Source organism: Novosphingobium mathurense (genome assembly GCF_900168325.1).
Lineage (GTDB): Bacteria > Pseudomonadota > Alphaproteobacteria > Sphingomonadales > Sphingomonadaceae > Novosphingobium > Novosphingobium mathurense.
The window spans coordinates 1-15,642 of record NZ_FVZE01000021.1; the positions used below are offsets into that span (position 1 = coordinate 1).

General features: G+C 58.1%; 19 protein-coding genes and 1 pseudogene. 6 read left to right on the top strand and 14 right to left on the bottom strand.

What is annotated here, in order from left to right:
- Window positions 1–131: 131 nt before the first annotated feature.
- Window positions 132–467, top strand: a complete 336-nt coding sequence (locus B5483_RS22215; protein ID WP_079732081.1) for a hypothetical protein — start codon at window positions 132–134, stop codon at window positions 465–467.
- 190 nt (window positions 468–657) lie between these two features.
- Entirely contained in the window at window positions 658–978 is a 321-nt protein-coding gene (locus tag B5483_RS22220; RefSeq protein ID WP_079732082.1) for a PilZ domain-containing protein, read from the top strand.
- Window positions 979–1,275: 297 nt separating this feature from the next.
- Here B5483_RS22220 and B5483_RS22225 read toward each other — a convergent pair whose 3' ends face one another.
- Window positions 1,276–1,551: an HU family DNA-binding protein gene (locus tag B5483_RS22225; protein WP_079732083.1), complete on the bottom strand. Its 276-nt coding sequence runs from the start codon at window positions 1,549–1,551 to the stop codon at window positions 1,276–1,278.
- Window positions 1,552–2,100: 549 nt separating this feature from the next.
- On the opposite strand from B5483_RS22225, the gene B5483_RS22230 reads away from it, so the two are divergent.
- Window positions 2,101–2,748, top strand: coding sequence for a PilZ domain-containing protein (locus B5483_RS22230; protein WP_079732084.1), 648 nt, complete (start codon window positions 2,101–2,103; stop codon window positions 2,746–2,748).
- A gap of 270 nt (window positions 2,749–3,018) precedes the next feature.
- Window positions 3,019–3,294, top strand: coding sequence for a hypothetical protein (locus B5483_RS22235; protein WP_217698242.1), 276 nt, complete (start codon window positions 3,019–3,021; stop codon window positions 3,292–3,294).
- A 415-nt stretch (window positions 3,295–3,709) separates the two neighbouring features.
- Here the strand turns inward: B5483_RS22235 and B5483_RS23335 are convergent, their stop codons facing one another.
- From B5483_RS23335 to B5483_RS22255, 4 genes are all read right to left on the bottom strand, one after another.
- On the bottom strand, window positions 3,710–3,910 hold the full coding sequence (locus B5483_RS23335; protein WP_079732085.1) for a hypothetical protein: 201 nt from the start codon (window positions 3,908–3,910) through the stop codon (window positions 3,710–3,712).
- Window positions 3,907–4,461, bottom strand: coding sequence for a hypothetical protein (locus tag B5483_RS22245; RefSeq protein WP_079732086.1), 555 nt, complete (start codon window positions 4,459–4,461; stop codon window positions 3,907–3,909). Before B5483_RS22245 ends, B5483_RS23335 begins: the two co-directional genes overlap by 4 nt.
- 228 nt (window positions 4,462–4,689) lie before the next feature.
- Entirely contained in the window at window positions 4,690–4,959 is a 270-nt protein-coding gene (locus tag B5483_RS22250; RefSeq protein WP_079732087.1) for a TetR/AcrR family transcriptional regulator, read from the bottom strand.
- Window positions 4,960–5,167: 208 nt separating this feature from the next.
- A complete protein-coding gene (locus B5483_RS22255; RefSeq protein WP_245829561.1) occupies window positions 5,168–6,895 on the bottom strand; it encodes an FAD-binding protein in 1,728 nt (575 codons plus the stop codon).
- Window positions 6,896–7,201: 306 nt separating this feature from the next.
- Here B5483_RS22255 and B5483_RS22260 point away from each other — a divergent pair, with 306 nt between their 5' ends.
- Window positions 7,202–7,447 (top strand): hypothetical protein, encoded by a 246-nt coding sequence (locus B5483_RS22260; protein ID WP_079732088.1) that lies wholly within the window; start codon window positions 7,202–7,204, stop codon window positions 7,445–7,447.
- A 30-nt stretch (window positions 7,448–7,477) separates the two neighbouring features.
- Here B5483_RS22260 and B5483_RS22265 read toward each other — a convergent pair whose 3' ends face one another.
- The 9 genes and pseudogenes from B5483_RS22265 to B5483_RS22305 all read right to left on the bottom strand — a co-directional run bounded on the left by B5483_RS22265 (window position 7,478) and on the right by B5483_RS22305 (window position 14,799).
- On the bottom strand, window positions 7,478–7,912 hold the full coding sequence (locus tag B5483_RS22265; protein WP_079732089.1) for a hypothetical protein: 435 nt from the start codon (window positions 7,910–7,912) through the stop codon (window positions 7,478–7,480).
- 368 nt (window positions 7,913–8,280) lie between these two features.
- Complete coding sequence (locus B5483_RS22270; protein WP_176168172.1) at window positions 8,281–8,763, bottom strand: hypothetical protein; 483 nt, start codon at window positions 8,761–8,763, stop codon at window positions 8,281–8,283.
- 518 nt (window positions 8,764–9,281) lie between these two features.
- Window positions 9,282–9,803: a DODA-type extradiol aromatic ring-opening family dioxygenase gene (locus tag B5483_RS23340; protein WP_245829563.1), complete on the bottom strand. Its 522-nt coding sequence runs from the start codon at window positions 9,801–9,803 to the stop codon at window positions 9,282–9,284.
- A gap of 195 nt (window positions 9,804–9,998) precedes the next feature.
- The gene (locus tag B5483_RS22280) at window positions 9,999–10,472 is read right to left on the bottom strand and encodes an IS3 family transposase (RefSeq protein WP_079732092.1); all 474 of its coding nucleotides are present in this window, start codon (window positions 10,470–10,472) and stop codon (window positions 9,999–10,001) included.
- Window positions 10,473–10,545: 73 nt separating this feature from the next.
- Entirely contained in the window at window positions 10,546–12,060 is a 1,515-nt protein-coding gene (gene ltrA / locus B5483_RS22285; protein ID WP_079732093.1) for a group II intron reverse transcriptase/maturase, read from the bottom strand.
- Between the two features lie 585 nt (window positions 12,061–12,645).
- Window positions 12,646–13,035 carry an IS3 family transposase gene (locus B5483_RS22290; RefSeq protein ID WP_079732094.1) on the bottom strand — a complete coding sequence of 130 codons (390 nt, stop codon included), beginning with the start codon at window positions 13,033–13,035 and terminating at the stop codon, window positions 12,646–12,648.
- Window positions 13,035–13,382, bottom strand: a complete 348-nt coding sequence (locus B5483_RS22295) for a transposase (protein WP_079732095.1) — start codon at window positions 13,380–13,382, stop codon at window positions 13,035–13,037. The genes B5483_RS22290 and B5483_RS22295 overlap by 1 nt, the downstream gene beginning before the upstream one ends.
- A 104-nt stretch (window positions 13,383–13,486) precedes the next feature.
- Window positions 13,487–13,903, bottom strand: a pseudogene (locus tag B5483_RS22300) (helix-turn-helix domain-containing protein); the annotation flags it as partial.
- Window positions 13,904–14,112: 209 nt separating this feature from the next.
- Entirely contained in the window at window positions 14,113–14,799 is a 687-nt protein-coding gene (locus B5483_RS22305) for a TetR/AcrR family transcriptional regulator (RefSeq protein WP_176168175.1), read from the bottom strand.
- Window positions 14,800–15,005: 206 nt separating this feature from the next.
- Between B5483_RS22305 and B5483_RS22310 the strand changes: the two genes are divergently transcribed.
- Window positions 15,006–15,587, top strand: a complete 582-nt coding sequence (locus B5483_RS22310) for a TonB-dependent receptor plug domain-containing protein (protein WP_079732097.1) — start codon at window positions 15,006–15,008, stop codon at window positions 15,585–15,587.
- Window positions 15,588–15,642: the final 55 nt, after the last annotated feature.

Here is a 15,642-nt window from a genome sequence, read left to right on the forward strand (position 1 = left end):
TCGGTGCCATCTCCATGTGTCCACCTCTTCCTTGGTGGACACATCCTTCACACCGCGTCACTCAACCGAACAGGTGCGCGGAATTTCGCGCTTACGAAGCACCGGCGCAGAAGAGCGCAGCGGTCGAGGCCATGGCTGAGCCGGCCGCCAAGGCTCCGGCGAAGTCGGTAGCCAAGGCCAGGAAGCCTGCCGCAGCGAAGAAGGTCTCGGCCAAGCAGACCAGTGAAGCGGTTGCTGAGCCCAAGGTCTCGGCTGCCTCGGTTGACGTTGCCGCAGCCAAGCCGGTCAAGGCAGATGCGAAGCCGGTAGCAAGCGCGCCGGTTACTGACGCGGCGCCGGCTGTGAAGGCTGCGAAGGCTTCGGTGGCAAAGGCGCATGGCAAGAGCGCGGACGCCAAGGAAACGGTGAGCGCGCCAGCCAAGGCGCCGCGCAAGCCGCGTCGCAAGCTCTCGGTGAAATTCAGCTGATCGATTATCTGTCGAAAGCGAAAAGGGCCTCGGAGGAGAAATCTTCCGAGGCCTTTTGTCGTCTGCTTGCGTGATAAGCGACGACAGACAATTTGATGCGTTATCGTAACAAATGATGACTCGTTAACCGATTGTTGGCCATTTCCCGTGAGGAAAGGCGCGGCGAGAGGAAAGAGCGAGGCTAACACAAATGATCAAGCAGGCCCGGCCGGGCTCGTACGAGATGCGCTACGCATCGCGGCATTCCGTGGACCTTGTCGTGACTGCCGAGCATCGTCGCCTGGGCGAAATCACGCTCGATATCCAGAACATCTCCGCGCAAGGCTTCATGGTGCAAGGTGATCTCGATTTGCAGCGTGGAGAGCGTCTCGAAGTACACTTCCCGCTTGTCGGGCGTATGGACGCGCTCCTGGTCTGGTCACATGACGGGCGCGCCGGCTTCCAGCTTGAACGGGTTATCCGGGGCGAGGACTTGCGCAGGCTCGTGCGCCAATTCCAGGCTGCGGCCTGAATTCCACAAACGTCAATAGCGGCGGGGAGGTGGTTCCCCGTTCCTTAAGCCAACTGGAGCACCAGCCAGGCATACTGGCCAGCGGCAATTCGGCTTTGGCCTTCTTCTTGGCATTCCGCATCCACCGATGATCTCGGTGCCGTTTACTTCGGCACGCTCGATTTCGGCGACCCAGCATTCATCGCGATTTCAGGCTTTGATCGATGCAAGGGCCTGTGAGGTTGCTGGCTGCCTTGGCTGAGATCCCATTGTTCGGGCCAGCGCCTCGCCCTGCTGGATGAGGCGCTGGAACGAGGATTATCCGTTGAGCTTGTCCTTGACCGCCTTGGCGGGAGAGAACGCCAGCTTCTTCGAGGCAGCGATCTGGATCGTCGCGCCCGTTGACGGATTGCGACCTTCGCGCGCCGGGGTGTCCTTGACCTTGAACTTGCCGAATGCATTGATGGACACTTCCTCGCCCTTGGCCGCGGCATCGGCAATGGCGGCAAAGACACCGTCGACCAGCTTGCGGGCGTCGGACTTGGTCAAACCGCCTTCAGCGGCAATGACATCTGCAAGATCGTTGTTGTTCATTGAGCCTAATTCCTTGTGCGTAATGGAATGCGCTTGTTAGCCTTTGGTCAGACCGGCAGCCATCTGCGTCGGCAGCTTTCCCACGATTTTGGTCGCGGGCGAGCGCCGGATTGACCGGTAAGTAGGTTTTGCCAGTCACGGGCGTTTCCAGGGTTTGGTTCTTTCCAAATCAACCGAGGCAGTCTGTTGCACGTTGTCCTGACCGTTTCGGGTCGCCAATCGAGCGATTTTGCAAATTACATTGGGGAGAAGCTCAGGAAAGGTCGGAGGTCTATCTGTGAAGGGCTCGGATCAGGCAAGCGGTGTTGGGTTCATACTGATGACGATAGGGCAGGGCTGTTTCGCTTTGTTGAGCGATTATGGGATCGGTATTGAGATCTGTATTCAAGCGGGCAGTGGCAGGCTTGGCAGTGATTCCAGACTTATCAGTGCGAATTCGAATTGGAATACAGACATCGTTTTTTAGGAAATGCAGTTGGCTAACTTTACTTAATAAAATTATGAACCTAGGCTCCCGCCGTCTTTGCACTTGCCCGGGAGAAAGTCGCAATGGGTCGCTCCAAATCAGACGATAATGATTACGAAGTTAGCAAATCCGAACGTCGGGACAGTGACCGAACGCGAACGATTTATCGGTTGGTTCAGATCGAACGGGACGGTGATGAAGGCTTAGGTCGATGCCGCAATATATCCGACGGGGGTATGGCCCTGCGCCTGTCGATGCCTGTAGACCTCAACGATAGATTGTCGATCGCATTTTCACCTTCGGTCAAGCTTTCAGGGAAGGTGGTCTGGCTCAATGGCGACGAGTGCGGCGTCAAGTTCGATCAACTCATCGACAGCTCGCAGATTTTGAGCAGCACTTCGCATGAAGGTAGAGCCGAGGGCGCGCGGGCGCCGCGTTTGAAGGCAAATGTCCCCGGCAAAGTGATCTTCGACGATCAGGTGCTGCAAACGGTAGTCCTCGATCTGTCGCAACGCGGAGCGAAGATCACGCATGACGGCCGTTTCAAGCACGGTCTCAGGGTGAGAATTCTGCTCGATTCCGGTCACGAGCGCGAGGGCATCGTTCAATGGGCCAAGGACAACTTCGCGGGTATTTTCCTTATCGCCCCCTTCAGCGTCGATGATCTGGGATCGATTGAGCGTCTGAGGTCGAAATCGGAAGGCAGAAGCAAGGACAAGAAGTGCTCCTGACGGTGGAGGCGCAGCGCTCGGGGTAAGGAGAAGGTAGAGGCAATCCACCTGTTTCGCGCTTACCGATTTCCTGATTCCCAGCCCTCGGGCAGATCCCATTCTACTCCATGCCGAGATTGACGCACCCTGCGGGGTTAGCATGCTGTGTGGCCGACACCGCTCCTTCGCGGTGCTAATCGGCTTCGAAGGTCTGTCGCGCGCGAAACTGGGGCTATGCCGGCGAAAGATCGGGGTTGCTTCTCAAGCGTTGGGCCGACAAAAGCCGAGAACATGATCGAGTTTCTTGCGCCGCGTGACGACGCCCCCGAGCTTACGGTATCACCGATCTTGCGAGCCGCCTTGCTGACACTCGACTATCTGCAGGTGAACGGGCCGATCGGGCTGACGCCAGCCAAACCTTTAAAGCGCTACTTCGTGACATGGGCGGCGCAGGTCTTCGACTGGCCGCATTATACCGCCCAGCTTGTGCGGCCCTTCTCGGTATCGAGGAAGCTGACTTGCGGCACGATTATATGCTTCGACCGATGGTCTACATCCATGTCCTGAGGCCACTTTGCTGGCTAGGACTGCTTCACGAGACCCCTTATGGGAAGCTCTATGCAGGCCAACGCCTGTTTACGAAGACGGCGCTTTGGTTTGCGACGCTTAAGCTGGCGACGGACAAGGACTTGCCGACACTGACAAGGCATTGAACCAACGACGTTAGCGGTTAATGGTACCTGCGATAGAGTTCGCAGGAAATAACGTCACCATCACCGTTCATTTTAAAAGAACTGCAACTTGGAATGGTCGGAACAGCGGCGGATCTGGTCAGGCTGAGTCTTGTATGGAATTGAAGCCACTTAAGCTCGGATGAATGCCACTGGCGGTGTCAGCCCAAGTGGCATCTTTCATGGCACTGCGACATACCCAGGTTTTGGCGCCTCGCCCGTCACTCTATCGCGGGCGTCCGCAAAAATTGTCAGTAATTTGAGACTATCGGCGTAGCACCAGCGGCTGTCGCGCGGGCCTCCGCACGCTCAAGGGCAAGGCGCTTGCGGGCCGTGCGGCGTAGGCCGTCATTGCGACACACTTCTGCGTCCGCAATCGAGCTGTCGGAGCCCAGCAATGCCTTGCGCGCCCTAACGTTAGCGAGGTAGCCCTTGAGTTCGAGCGTCTTCATAGAGGATTAGATAACCCCAAATGCACCGGATTTCCACCTTCTTCCGCAATCCGACGTTGAAGGTAAACAAGGTCCAATCCTTCGGCGAGCGCATAAAGTGCCTTCGCCTGCTCAAGCATCGCGGTATCCGCGCCCGCGACCTCGTGTTGCCCCAACCGGTCCGCGATCATGTCTTCGATCGCAGGCAAGACAATCGCTGCTCCGTCACGCACGATCAACTTGAGGCAGCGTTCTCTGTCTCCAAGTCCATCGAAATATGCGCCTGAAACCTGCTCAACCGCGAATTGAGGGTGGGCGGGATGATACCATCCTCTCAGCCCGTGGAGTGCTTTTTCGTCTTCTTCAAAACCTGCGGCACGCATGGCTTCACTGAAGGCTCCGTCATTGCCTGCCACCACGTCAAAGTCCGCCGACATGAAAGCGCCATCCGTATGGATCGCCGCCGCGGCACCGCCAACCAGCACTGCGTGGTTTCCAGTGGTGAGTTCGTAAGTGGAAAAAGCGTCAGCCAGAGGCGAGAGGGCCGCAAGGTATTCGCGTGGCAGGGTCATCAGGCAAACTTCAATAACCAATTGGATAGACTGGTGATCAAGTCCTCCTGTTAGCAGCCCATGGACGGAATGTCAGCAATGCCGACAAAGTTGATGTTCACAGCTCGTAGGCGGCTTCATAAGTTCACCCGGTTGTTAATTGGCTTTCCACAAGATCCCTTGTGCAGGCGAACTGCATCAGGGGGTGGCTGACGTGCACTTTGTAGCCTGGCTGGCCGAGGCATGCGACTAATTGCCTTCCTGATGGCATGACGACGGAAGGTCAGGCTCCGGCAGTCGCCAGCGCCTGGAAAATAGACGCCATGATGTTGCCCAGGCTCCCTTGAAGAGGAGTGCGTTCTTGTTGCGAAAGTAGTCCGATACAATCGAAGCGCTGCAGCCGTTCGCTGCCACCATCTCGCGCAAGGTCAGGGCGTCGGTCCCGTTGTCGGCTACTTGATCGAAGGCAATGGCTATCACCTGTGTACGCCGTTGATCCGTGCCGACCACGATGGGCATCTCGGACACCTCCTGCAGGACCTGGCCGGGAGCATTGCTTCGGTGAGCTCAAATGCGCTGGGCGACTGCCATCATGGCAGTGAAATTTTTGCTAATGAGCCGCGGCCGCCTGGAGTGTCATCTGTGCGCGATTTCGCTCGACGACACCCGGGCCGGGCGGAATGGAAGATCTCGGGGTCCCAGCGGGCGATGCCCTGTGGCGTGCAGGTCAGGTGTTGGGAATGTGTTGGCCCAAGTGGCGTCCGGCGATGTAACCGAAAGTCATACCGGGCCCCAGAGTGCCGCCAGCACCGCCATATCCTTCGCCAAGCACCGCAGCCATTGCGTTACCAGCGGCATAGAGACCCTGGATCGGATTGCCGTCCCAGTCAATAACTTGCGCGTTCTCGTTTGTCTTGGGGCCACCGGCTGTGCCCAGGGCGCCCGATTCCATTTTTACCGCATAGAACGGCCCCTGGTCGATGACGCCCAGCGTACGGTAGGGCGGCTCGAAATCCATGTCTCCCCACATGTAGTAGTTGTCATAAGTATTCTCGCCGCGATGGAAGTCCTCGTCCTTGCCTCTGCGTACCATCTCATTGAATCGGACCACAGTGGCGTTCAGACCTTGAGCGTCAATACCCGCCATCTCAGCGAGTTCTTCAAGAGTGTCCGCCTTCATTATGAAGGATGGTAAAGGGGCGCTCGGCATAGCGCCGAAGGTCGGGTACTTGTCCTTGTAACGCTGGTCGATGATTAGCCAGTAGGGCAAGTTGGCGTACTCGTGCCTTCCTGCATCGAAGGCATGCAAGGCCTTGCCCATGGCATTGTAGTTTGCCGCTTCGTTGACGAAACGCTTGCCGTACTTGTTAACGAGGATGGCGCCGGGGCGCGCCCGTTCATCGGAGCCAAGCAGATAGTTAGGCTTGGCATTGCGGTGCTGCGGTTTGAATTCCAGCACGCTTTGCTGCCAAAAAGCATGCTGCATGTTGCCCAGTTGAGCACCGGCATTGATTGCCATCAGCAGGCCGTCGCCTTCGTTCTCCGGCACACTGACCGGGCCCGTCAACGGGCCCCGCAGGAAGGTTTGGACCAATTTCTCGTTCCACTCGAAGCCGCCCGTTGCGATGACCACACCGCGGCGGGCGCGCACGCGGAAGTCGTTGCCGCTGGCGTCCTGTGCGATTACGCCGGTGACCCTGTTCCCATCCTTGATCAGCTTGCGGGCGCGCTTCTCGAATTCGACGGGAATGCCGCGCTCAATCACGGCGAGATACAGCGATCCGGCCAATGCCTGGCCCAGCCCGCGGTAGTCCCTCGCTTCACGCTCGGCGAGTGTGGCGTCGTCGAGTGAGCCGGTGATTGCCTCCATCAGGCTGCCTCGCACGGGATAGGCCATCTTGGTGGGATTGACGCGGGCGGCCCACTTGCCGAGCCGCTCGAATGAGAAGGCATCGTTGTCCAGCGAGCGTCCTCCGTCAGGTTTCGCACCCGGCAGGTATGGCTGGTAGTCGGGGAAATCGGCGAATGCATGGAACCGGACGGGGGTCTTGTCCGCGAAATAGCGGATCATCTCAGGCCCACTTTCCATGAACGCCATCAGCGTGTCGGCATCGAGCTGGCCCGGTGCCATTGCGTCGAGATAGGCGACGATGTCTTCATCATTCTCCTCTATGCCGGCTTCGACCTGATGATGGTTGCCCGGAATCCAGAGCATTCCGCCGGACATGGCGGTCGTGCCCCCGACCATCCCGGACTTTTCCAGAATGACCACATCCCTGGCGCCGAAATCATGGGCCGCAATTGCGGCCGTCATCGCCGCGCCGCCTGATCCCAGAACGACAACATCAGCCTCGAGGTCCCAATTGCAATTTTCAGCCACCATCTGACTCCCGTGTGTGTCCGCCTTGCAGGAACATACTGAGCCTATGCTAGTTTCCCGCATTTTATCTGACACGTGTCATAAATGGGAGAGTACAGGGCGCCACTCCACAATGTCATAGGATCAACATCTGAATGATGCGCTTCGAAAGATTGGTGCAATGCTGGATCAGTTCATCGAAACCGCCCTCGATTGCAGCCACGATCGCCCAAAGCCCCCCTATCGCTGCGGCCCCACCAATGACCGATGTTGAGCAAATCGCTAGCAGGTTGTGAGGCGCGCAGGGTGCAAACTAGCGTTCTCCATGCTTAATCGCTTTGGCAACCAACAGTCCCGCTCTCGCGTTGCAGTAGTTTCGTATACGCCAGGAAGGAGGCGACAATGGCCAGTCAGTGTGTTGCATTTCGCGATTCAAAAGGCGGTCTCCACTCCAGCCTCGAAGAAGCGACTCTCAAGGACCTCGCATCGGTTCTGGGCCGCGTTGGCGACGAAGGCGGCATGACCGCTGGCGTGGCCAAGCTAGTGTTCGAGAAGCGACAGGAGATCGAGCGCATTCTCGGGGAGCATGACCAACTCGTCGGAGTGGATCCGACCAGGGGAAAGGTCGAAAGACTTCACGCCATCTGAAATCAGTTCGGCGGCTGCGCCGCACATGCGTCAGTGAATAGACCACCGATGATTGCCTGACGCTTGGCCAGCCGCCGTTTGCCGCGGCGATAATTCTGCAGCTGCGGCATTCAAGGTCAGCAATACCACTGACCTGGTCATCCGTCCGGCGGCGGCCTCACGGTCAACGATGTGACACAGGGCGCGCGGTTCGATACTGCCCCCGTCGGCCATTGCTTCGACCAACGCAAAGCCTTGCCTGTCGGCAGATACCACATCCTTCAGTGCCTGAACGTCTTTGCCCATTCGTTCGAGGTGGCCGATCGCGATGCCCATGATGACGTCATACGCGTGCATCAGCGCTTCCTTGCTCGCTTCGTCCGGCGTCTTACTCAGCAGACGCCAAATCCGATCGCGCGCGGCGGCAGGATTGAGTGTCGGCGAGCTGGCAAGGTCGCCGATCAATGAACCGACACGACTGTCCATTTCGAACCTCCTGTTCCGGAGCGGACATGTTAACGGATTCGGCGCGGTGCCGAGATTAAGCTTTGTTCACGGCGTACTGTACGCGGGCGTTGGCGTGGCCCGCCGGATGCGGCTGAAGTGGGTGAGCTATTCATGCAGAAACTGGAAAGGGCCGCTCTGGGCGAGAGAGCGGCCCAATAACCGGCCCTACTTCGTCAATCGCCTGTCTAGGACGCTGCATCCTCCGATGCTTGTCGCTTGGACAGCCTCATGACTTCGGCGAGGGAAGCCTTTCGCGGTCGCTTTCTTGATACGCCTGTGCGCTGAGTCGGACAACTGTCCGAGCGCCACCGCGCGCCGTGAGTAGTTTCGAAGATCCCTTCAGCAGGTCAATGCAAAGTGTCGCCGGCCGGCCCCTTGCGCCTATTCCACGTTTCCCGCTGATCCCGAAGCACCTTTGCCGCGCTTTTTGCATGCATCGCAAACTCACGACCGTGCATCCGGTTGGCCTTTATCTCCCGGTCAACGATACGATCGAACTCGTCGGCGTCGACGATTGCATCTTCGATCATCGCTTCAAGAATGACAAACGCGCACTTGTCGATCTCAACGACCTGGCGCAAACCCTCGAACTCTGGCGTTTCGGCAGTCAATCGCCCAAGCGCAAGGCGCATCGCCGCGTCGTACATCGATAGAAGCTCAATACGGCCATTCTCGTCCTGGACCTCGAAGAAGAGTTCCCAGACCCGGTCTCTGATCGCTGAAGGGTCGGGCCCATTCACTTCAACCACTCCATCAATAATTTCACGAATGCGTTCATACATGTCGGTCCTCGCTGCGATGAAATCAGGAATGGTACACGGACCGATCATTACGCCGAAAAAGGAGGCCATACATGCTTTGAGTCAAGCAGCCCGTTAACCTGAAGGCTAACCCCCGACAAAGCTCGCCCACGCAGCCCCAAGTTTACTGAACAAAAAGACCGATTGACGCCGGTAGATCTGATGGGGAGAGGACAGCGGCCTGCTTCAGAACAGAGTTGGTTCGGCAACAACCATTCTGGAGGAACTTGCCATCTCGGCAACTCCATTCTCATCGCCTGCTGCCAGCCGCTTCGGCGACAGCCGTCGCATCTGCTGTAGCGCTTTTCTATCGCTTTACGAATGACGCAACTGGGACTTTGCGCTCAGTCCGCTTCGGAGCACGAAAACAGGAAGTCGGACACTCGGATCGGATCTACGTGATAATAACAGCCGCCGACTATGCTGCCGTTCCTAGGCGCGAAACCGCTCCTTGAAAGCTGCCGGTTGTTCATTCCCCCTGCCTGCAACGAAATCCCACGGAGGCAAGCATCGGTTGTGCGGGGGCTCGGTACCACGACGCCGCCCCGCTAACCTCGGATCTCGCCAAACCGGAAACTAGAGGCAGTGATCGATCCCATGAATTCGTCCTGATGATAGACGCAGGTTTCGGCTTCCTCACTGGCGGCTCCGATTGCCACCATCAAGGGAAGCAAGTGGTCCTCCCGTGGATGCGCCACGCGGGCGGCCGGCGCTTGTGTCCAGTTGCGCAGCATTGCTTCGCGCTCTGCCGACGTCTTCGCGACCAGGGCATTCTGCAACCATGCGTCGAACGCCGCCGAAGGCTGAGTTGCGGCCGGCCCCCACAGACGTAGGTTGTGGTACGTAAGGCCGCTTCCCATGATCAGGATCCCTTCGTCGCGCAGAGGCGCAAGCGCCTTTCCCGCCAGAAGATGTGCTGACGGGTCCATGTCATGTCGTACTGACAATTGAACCACAGGTAAGTCTGCCTCGGGACGCATCGCTTGCATCACCGAGAATGTCCCGTGATCGAATCCGCGCGACTCATCCGTTCCGGCGCCAATGCCCGCTCTGTTGCGCGACAGCCGCAAATCCCGCGCTATCGCCTGGATCGGCTTACCGTCCCGGTGCTCCCGACGGATCCTCGTAATCGTCTCCACAACCAACATCCCTGTACCCGCCGTTCGGAACCCAAACGGCGGCGCTTCTCACAATGAGATGAAGGGGGTCAAATTTAGACGCCGATCACCCCGCTAATGGAGTGGGCCCCTAGGGTCGGACAGTCATTAGGCTGCTGTTTTGACCCTTGATTTGGCGTGTAACTCCTCGAACTGTTCTGGGCTCATGTAACCCAAGGCGGAATGCAACCGACGTTGATTGTAGGTGTGATCGATGAACCGTGGAAGATGGATGGCGACATCGCCGAAAGTTTCGAATGCCATCGGGTAGACTGCTTCGACCTTGAGCGTCTTCATGAAGCTTTCTGCCTTGGCATTGTCGTAAGGATTTCCGCGTCGGCTCATCGAACCACTGATGCCGTTGGCCGCCAACAATGCGCGATAGGACCCGGCTGCGTATTGAGAGCCACGGTCCGAATGATGAATGAGGCCCGGAGGTGGTCGCCGGCTCGAAATGGCGGACTCGAGAGCGGCAATGGCTAGTCTGGCGTCGATCGAGCGGCCGATAGCGTAGCCGACCACCCGCCGAGACCATGCATCCAGGATGATCGCCACATAGGCAAACCCGCCGATAATAGGCAGTGGAGTAGGAAGCGCATAAGCGCTTCCCCTCCCCGAACCGTACGTGCACCTTTCAGCGCATACGGCTCTCTATTCAACCTTGGCCCAAGGCCATGGCGACATCATGATAGCGAGAAGTGACGGTGTTTCGGAGTTCGTCCCTGTAGATGTAGGGATTTCGCTCCGGGTTCCGCCACCGGAACTGCAACTTCTGGCTGGTGACCAGTCGTCGTAGTGCCTTGCCGACGGCATTGCCCTGATTGTTTCGTCCGTAAATCAGCCACGTCTTTGAGTGGCCGATTTCCGGCACGCGGTACCATTTGCGCATCAAGGGCTTGATACGGGACCGGTATTTCCGCGCCAACCAGTGCGCCATTTTCCAGAACACGACCGTGTCGATGCGCCGGAATATGCGCGCCGTGAAGTCGGTGAACTTGTAGAACGCGGCCCAGCCCGCCAACTGGCGGTTCAGGCTGTCGATCATGTCCACCGTGGCAATCTCATGATTGCCGGAGAGCGCCTCGACCAGTCGGCGAGCGAAGGTCTTGGCTTTCTCCTTGGGTATCGTCGAGACCACGGACATGCGTCCGCTCGATCCCCGCCTGCGGATAATCCGGTGCCCGAGGAACACGAACCCGTCGTCGACGTGGGTGATATGGGTCTTGTCCATATTCAGCGTCAGCTTCAGGTCGCCTTCCAGAAAGGCCCGGCATTCCTCGCGGATGGCCTCGGCATGTGCCTTGGTGCCCTTGACGATGACGACGAAGTCGTCGGCGTAACGGCAGTAGGCGACAGCAGGTTTCCATTGCCGGTTCTCGCGAACCGTGATGGGGCGGCCCTGCTGGATACCGAAGTTCCAAGCCCAGCGATCCTTTCGCGCCTTGTCGCTCAGGTATTTCGCCTCCAGCCACGCATCAAACTCATGGAGCATGATGTTGGACAGGAGCGGCGACAACACGCCGCCTTGCGGAACACCTTCACTTGAGGCGACGAACAGGCCACGGTCAATGTGGCCTGCCTTCAGGAATCGCCAGAGCAGATCGACGAACCGATCATCCCGGATACGCCGCCGGACACAGCGAAGCAGAAGCCGGTGGTGTACCGTGTCGAAGTAGCTCGCCAGATCACCTTCGATGATCCAGCGGCCCCGCGTTCCGGCGCCACTATCCTGCAACTGTATCTTCACGGTCCGGACAGCGTGATGCACGCTGCGTTCCGGCCGGAAGCCGTAGGAGAGGCGATGGAAGTCGCTCTCCCAGATCGGCTCCATGGCCATCAGCATCGCAGGTTGGACGATGCGGTCTTTCAGGGTTGGGATACCCAGTGGGCGTTTCTTGCCATTGGCTTTCGGGATATAGATTCGCCTGACCGGCTGCGGGACGTAGTGCCCCGTCAGCAAGTCCGTTCGCAGGCTGGCCAGATGTTCTGCCAGTCCGGCCTGCATCCGTTGCTTGTCCATTCCGTCTATGCCCGGGGTATTGGCGCCACTCGACGCCAGCACGATCCGGGCTGCCTCGGCAAGCCACGCCCTGTCAGCAATGAGCCGGAGTAGGCGGTCGAACCTGCGGTTCGGATCGCTCTCGGCCCATGACGCGAGCTTGTGCTGCATTTCACTGATTATCAAAGGTCTTCACCTCGTTTGGTCAGGTAGTTTGCACTTCAAGCAGATTGAACTGTCCCCCTTCGCCATGTGACAGGCTTTCCCTGCCGCGGACTACTACGGGAACTCCGCCAGCATGATGGACATCGGGGCCAACTCCCTTGGCATTCCATCATGCCTTCCCTCGTTCATATGCTGGACTTTCGCGCGCTGGGGAGGCTGCCGGTCGCAGTCCTTGTCCTTGCGTCCCGCAAGTCGATGCCGATGCCATGGCCTGGCTGCGTTCTCTCCATGGCTCCATGCGGGCGACCTACCTGTACGCCCGCACTCGGATGCCGCCGACATACATGTCCGGCGCCATCATCAGCATTCCGCCTGTTAAGCCGTGTAGGCGAAGGCGACATTTCAGCCCTCGGATGCGGATTAACCGGTTCGTGTTCCTCAACCTTCCAGCGCTACAGCCTCGGGGACCATCTTGGCGTAACGGCTTCGCCTCAATCCCCTTTACCTGCGGGCTACGTCACCCTGCCAGTTGACAGCAGGTCACCGCCGCTTGGGCTCATGCCCCCTCACAGCAGAGGGCAAGGCATTCGTTCAATTCCTCCTTTCTCCTTTGCATTCCAACATACGCCTCCCGGACCATCCGGGACGAGGCGCACCATATGTGAGATCTGCGACCCAGAGCTGGTCTCTGCCTGACAGAGCGATCTCCTTGGTCAGGTCTGGGAATATTGGCAGATCATGGGCGCTGTCTGTTGTTGCAACATATCGCCGTCGCCGCCGTGGCTGCAGGTCATGCTCGCGCATCAAGCGCTTGATGCGCTTGTGATTGGCGCAGATCCCCTGCTGCTTGAGGGCAGCCCGTACACGGCGCCAGCCATAGGCCTCGAATTCGTCACAGATCGCGATGATCGCGTTCAGCAACTCGGCTTCTCCGATCCGTTGGAGTTGCTCGCGATAAAAAGTGGAACGGGCGATACCCATCAGCTTGCATCCTTGGGAAACGGAGATGCCTCTGGGCCGGTGATGACGGAGGTAGTCCCGCTTTTCCGACGTGGTGCACTTTTCAGAGCCCCCTTTAAAAACTCAAGTTCGAGAGCCTGCTTGCCGACGAGGCGCTCGAGCGCGGCAATGCGGGCCTCGTACTGCTGAATGAGGTCGGCAGCACGAGCATCATCGTCAAAATCGCCAGCCTCATACTTCTCGATCCAGACTCGGATCAGTTGGCGGGAAACGTCGTGCTGCTTGGCCAGGCCGTGTAGCGTCTCGCCGCCGAGGTACTCCTGAACGACCTGACGCTTGAACTCGATACTGTGAGATCGGTGACGCATTGGCTTTCTCCGAAAGCCAAACCCATGGTCAAAGATTTAGGTCCCGACTGTCCGACCCTAGGGGCCCACTCCATAAGGGGGTCAATTTTGCACGCCGCTCCACACTCCACGCCGCCGATCTCGACCAGCGCCTCGCCAAAATCGGCCTTGGCATGGCCGGGAGCGTGCGCAAGCGGCACGAACATCTCCCGCCCGCGCTGATCCCGCTCCCGGATGTAATCCTTGATGATCGTGTAGCCGCCGGTGAAGCCATGCTCTTCGCGAAGGCGGTCGAACACACGCTTTGCCGTATGGCGCTGCTTGCGCGGAACCGACCGGTCCCCTTCCAGCCAGCCATCGATGATCGGTATGAACGCTTCCAGCTTCGGTCGCCGCACCGGGGCGCTGCGTCGGTAACCGGGCGGCACCGAATACGACAGCATCTTGCGAACCGTGTCGCGCGATATGTTGAAATGCTTCGCTGCCTCGCGCTGGCTCATCCCTTCAGAACACGCCAGACGAACCCTCAGGTAAAGTTCCACGGTGTAAATCCCTCATCCCCCTCGCCGCCATCGCGAAAGGGAAAAAGTGGACGATTTTTACGCCGCCCGCAGCAGCACTTCGCCGCCGCTACCGTGGCCTAATTTTGCAGCGCCGTTCTCAAGCAGATCATTCTCGACCTGGATGCAAGTTTCTTTGCCACAATCCGACCTGCGGAACGACAGCCTGGATGGCACTCTCACCAGTAGTATTAATCGACCGTGGCGTGATCAGGAGCTAACGGTGGTAAAGGTGCAAGCATGGCTTGCGCGCCCATTAGAATTGCATCCTCAATGCGTCGATCAAACTGCGCGCCTTTGATACCCTGTTCATTTGCGCTGATCAGATTGTAGAGGAAGATCATGACTGCTGTCATGCTGCGCCTGGAGATGAACTCCGCGTCCATATAATGCAGGCGCCTGCCGATTAGCTTAAGCGTTCGGGTGAGGTTGGGCACCATGTCAGGCCGCTCGTCGTAGGGATGGCTTGAACCCGCCGGGCCCCTGTAGCGAAGCATGAATTCAATCAGGAATTCGCTAAAGGGGAACCGCCCGTCTGGATCGCGCAATTCGATATGAGGTAGGCATAGGATTCGAAGGAGAGTGGCCAAGTCATCAAGTTGACCGGACTCTTCTGCGGCCTTGAGCATTGCATGCCTGCAGGATTCCATTTCCCTTACACGCGTAAGCATGATCTCTCTGATAAGGTTGTCCTTATCCTCGAAGTGATACTGGATCACGCTGCCGTTGCTTTGTCGCGCCGCGCTGGCGATTTGCCGCAATGACGGCCCATTAATTCCTTCTGAGCCAAACATGCGTTCAGCAGTACGCATGATGCGTAGCCGGGTTCTCTCTGAACGGGTGAGATTGGGCTCTTCTGTCACTTCCATACTCTTCATAGGGTCCTTTTGCTTGGCACCCAAGCGCTGCGCGATCCGACCTTCTAAATTTATCATTTAAATTAAATGCGCACCAAAAATATGCCGATTTATCCTCATTCTGCGCAAAGTGCTAGGTTGTCTTAATGCGATATGTAAATTTATGATACTTTCATCGGACGGCAACCGAAAAATATCGTGGTTCAGTCTGCGACAGGGAGAGTGACATGACCAGCCAATTGAAGGCCACCAGCAGCGCTATTGCTTTTGCCATCTGCCTCACCGCCGCTTCGGCCCAGGCACAAAGCTCATATGGAACGAATGACGAAACTGACAGCGGCCAGCTCAGCGAAATCGTCGTTACCGCGCAAAAGCGCTCAGAGAATATCCAGGATGTGCCGCTTTCGGTTTCGGCGTTCTCGGCGCAGGAGATGGCCAAGCACAACCAGCGCGATATTCAGGATCTTACCGGTCGTGTCCCCTCACTGACCATCTCGCCTTCGCCATCTGGTCCCGGAGCGGCAAATATCAGTCTTCGCGGCATCTCGTTTCAGGACATCGAGAAAAGCTTTGAGCCAGGCGTAGGCGTCGTACTGGACGGCGTGTATCTGTCGACCTCGACCGGACAACTGCTTCAGGCTTTTGATTTCCAGCAGATCGAGGTCCTGCGCGGTCCGCAAGGTACGCTTTTCGGCAAGAACACTACGGGCGGCGCCCTCAACGTAACCCGTACGCGCCCAGAACCTTCCGAACCTCTTTCCGGTCGGGCTGCGGATTCCGAAGGAAGCCGGCCGGGGATTCCGATTTGATGTCGGCCACCATTCCGATTTGAAGCCGGCCACCTATTCCGACTGATGTCGGCCA

What these genes read in the sequence shown, in the direction of transcription:
- B5483_RS22215 (WP_079732081.1), top strand. Translation starts at nt 132, where the DNA reads ATGGCTGAGCCGGCCGCCAAGGCTCCGGCGAAGTCGGTAGCCAAGGCC.
- B5483_RS22220 (WP_079732082.1), top strand. Translation starts at nt 658, where the DNA reads ATGATCAAGCAGGCCCGGCCGGGCTCGTACGAGATGCGCTACGCATCG.
- B5483_RS22225 (WP_079732083.1), bottom strand. Translation starts at nt 1,551, where the DNA reads ATGAACAACAACGATCTTGCAGATGTCATTGCCGCTGAAGGCGGTTTG.
- B5483_RS22230 (WP_079732084.1), top strand. Translation starts at nt 2,101, where the DNA reads ATGGGTCGCTCCAAATCAGACGATAATGATTACGAAGTTAGCAAATCC.
- B5483_RS22235 (WP_217698242.1), top strand. Translation starts at nt 3,019, where the DNA reads ATGATCGAGTTTCTTGCGCCGCGTGACGACGCCCCCGAGCTTACGGTA.
- B5483_RS23335 (WP_079732085.1), bottom strand. Translation starts at nt 3,910, where the DNA reads ATGAAGACGCTCGAACTCAAGGGCTACCTCGCTAACGTTAGGGCGCGC.
- B5483_RS22245 (WP_079732086.1), bottom strand. Translation starts at nt 4,461, where the DNA reads ATGACCCTGCCACGCGAATACCTTGCGGCCCTCTCGCCTCTGGCTGAC.
- B5483_RS22250 (WP_079732087.1), bottom strand. Translation starts at nt 4,959, where the DNA reads ATGCCCATCGTGGTCGGCACGGATCAACGGCGTACACAGGTGATAGCC.
- B5483_RS22260 (WP_079732088.1), top strand. Translation starts at nt 7,202, where the DNA reads ATGGCCAGTCAGTGTGTTGCATTTCGCGATTCAAAAGGCGGTCTCCAC.
- B5483_RS22265 (WP_079732089.1), bottom strand. Translation starts at nt 7,912, where the DNA reads ATGGACAGTCGTGTCGGTTCATTGATCGGCGACCTTGCCAGCTCGCCG.
- B5483_RS22270 (WP_176168172.1), bottom strand. Translation starts at nt 8,763, where the DNA reads ATGATCGGTCCGTGTACCATTCCTGATTTCATCGCAGCGAGGACCGAC.
- ltrA (WP_079732093.1), bottom strand. Translation starts at nt 12,060, where the DNA reads ATGCAGCACAAGCTCGCGTCATGGGCCGAGAGCGATCCGAACCGCAGG.
- B5483_RS22290 (WP_079732094.1), bottom strand. Translation starts at nt 13,035, where the DNA reads ATGGGTATCGCCCGTTCCACTTTTTATCGCGAGCAACTCCAACGGATC.
- B5483_RS22295 (WP_079732095.1), bottom strand. Translation starts at nt 13,382, where the DNA reads ATGCGTCACCGATCTCACAGTATCGAGTTCAAGCGTCAGGTCGTTCAG.
- B5483_RS22305 (WP_176168175.1), bottom strand. Translation starts at nt 14,799, where the DNA reads ATGAAGAGTATGGAAGTGACAGAAGAGCCCAATCTCACCCGTTCAGAG.
- B5483_RS22310 (WP_079732097.1), top strand. Translation starts at nt 15,006, where the DNA reads ATGACCAGCCAATTGAAGGCCACCAGCAGCGCTATTGCTTTTGCCATC.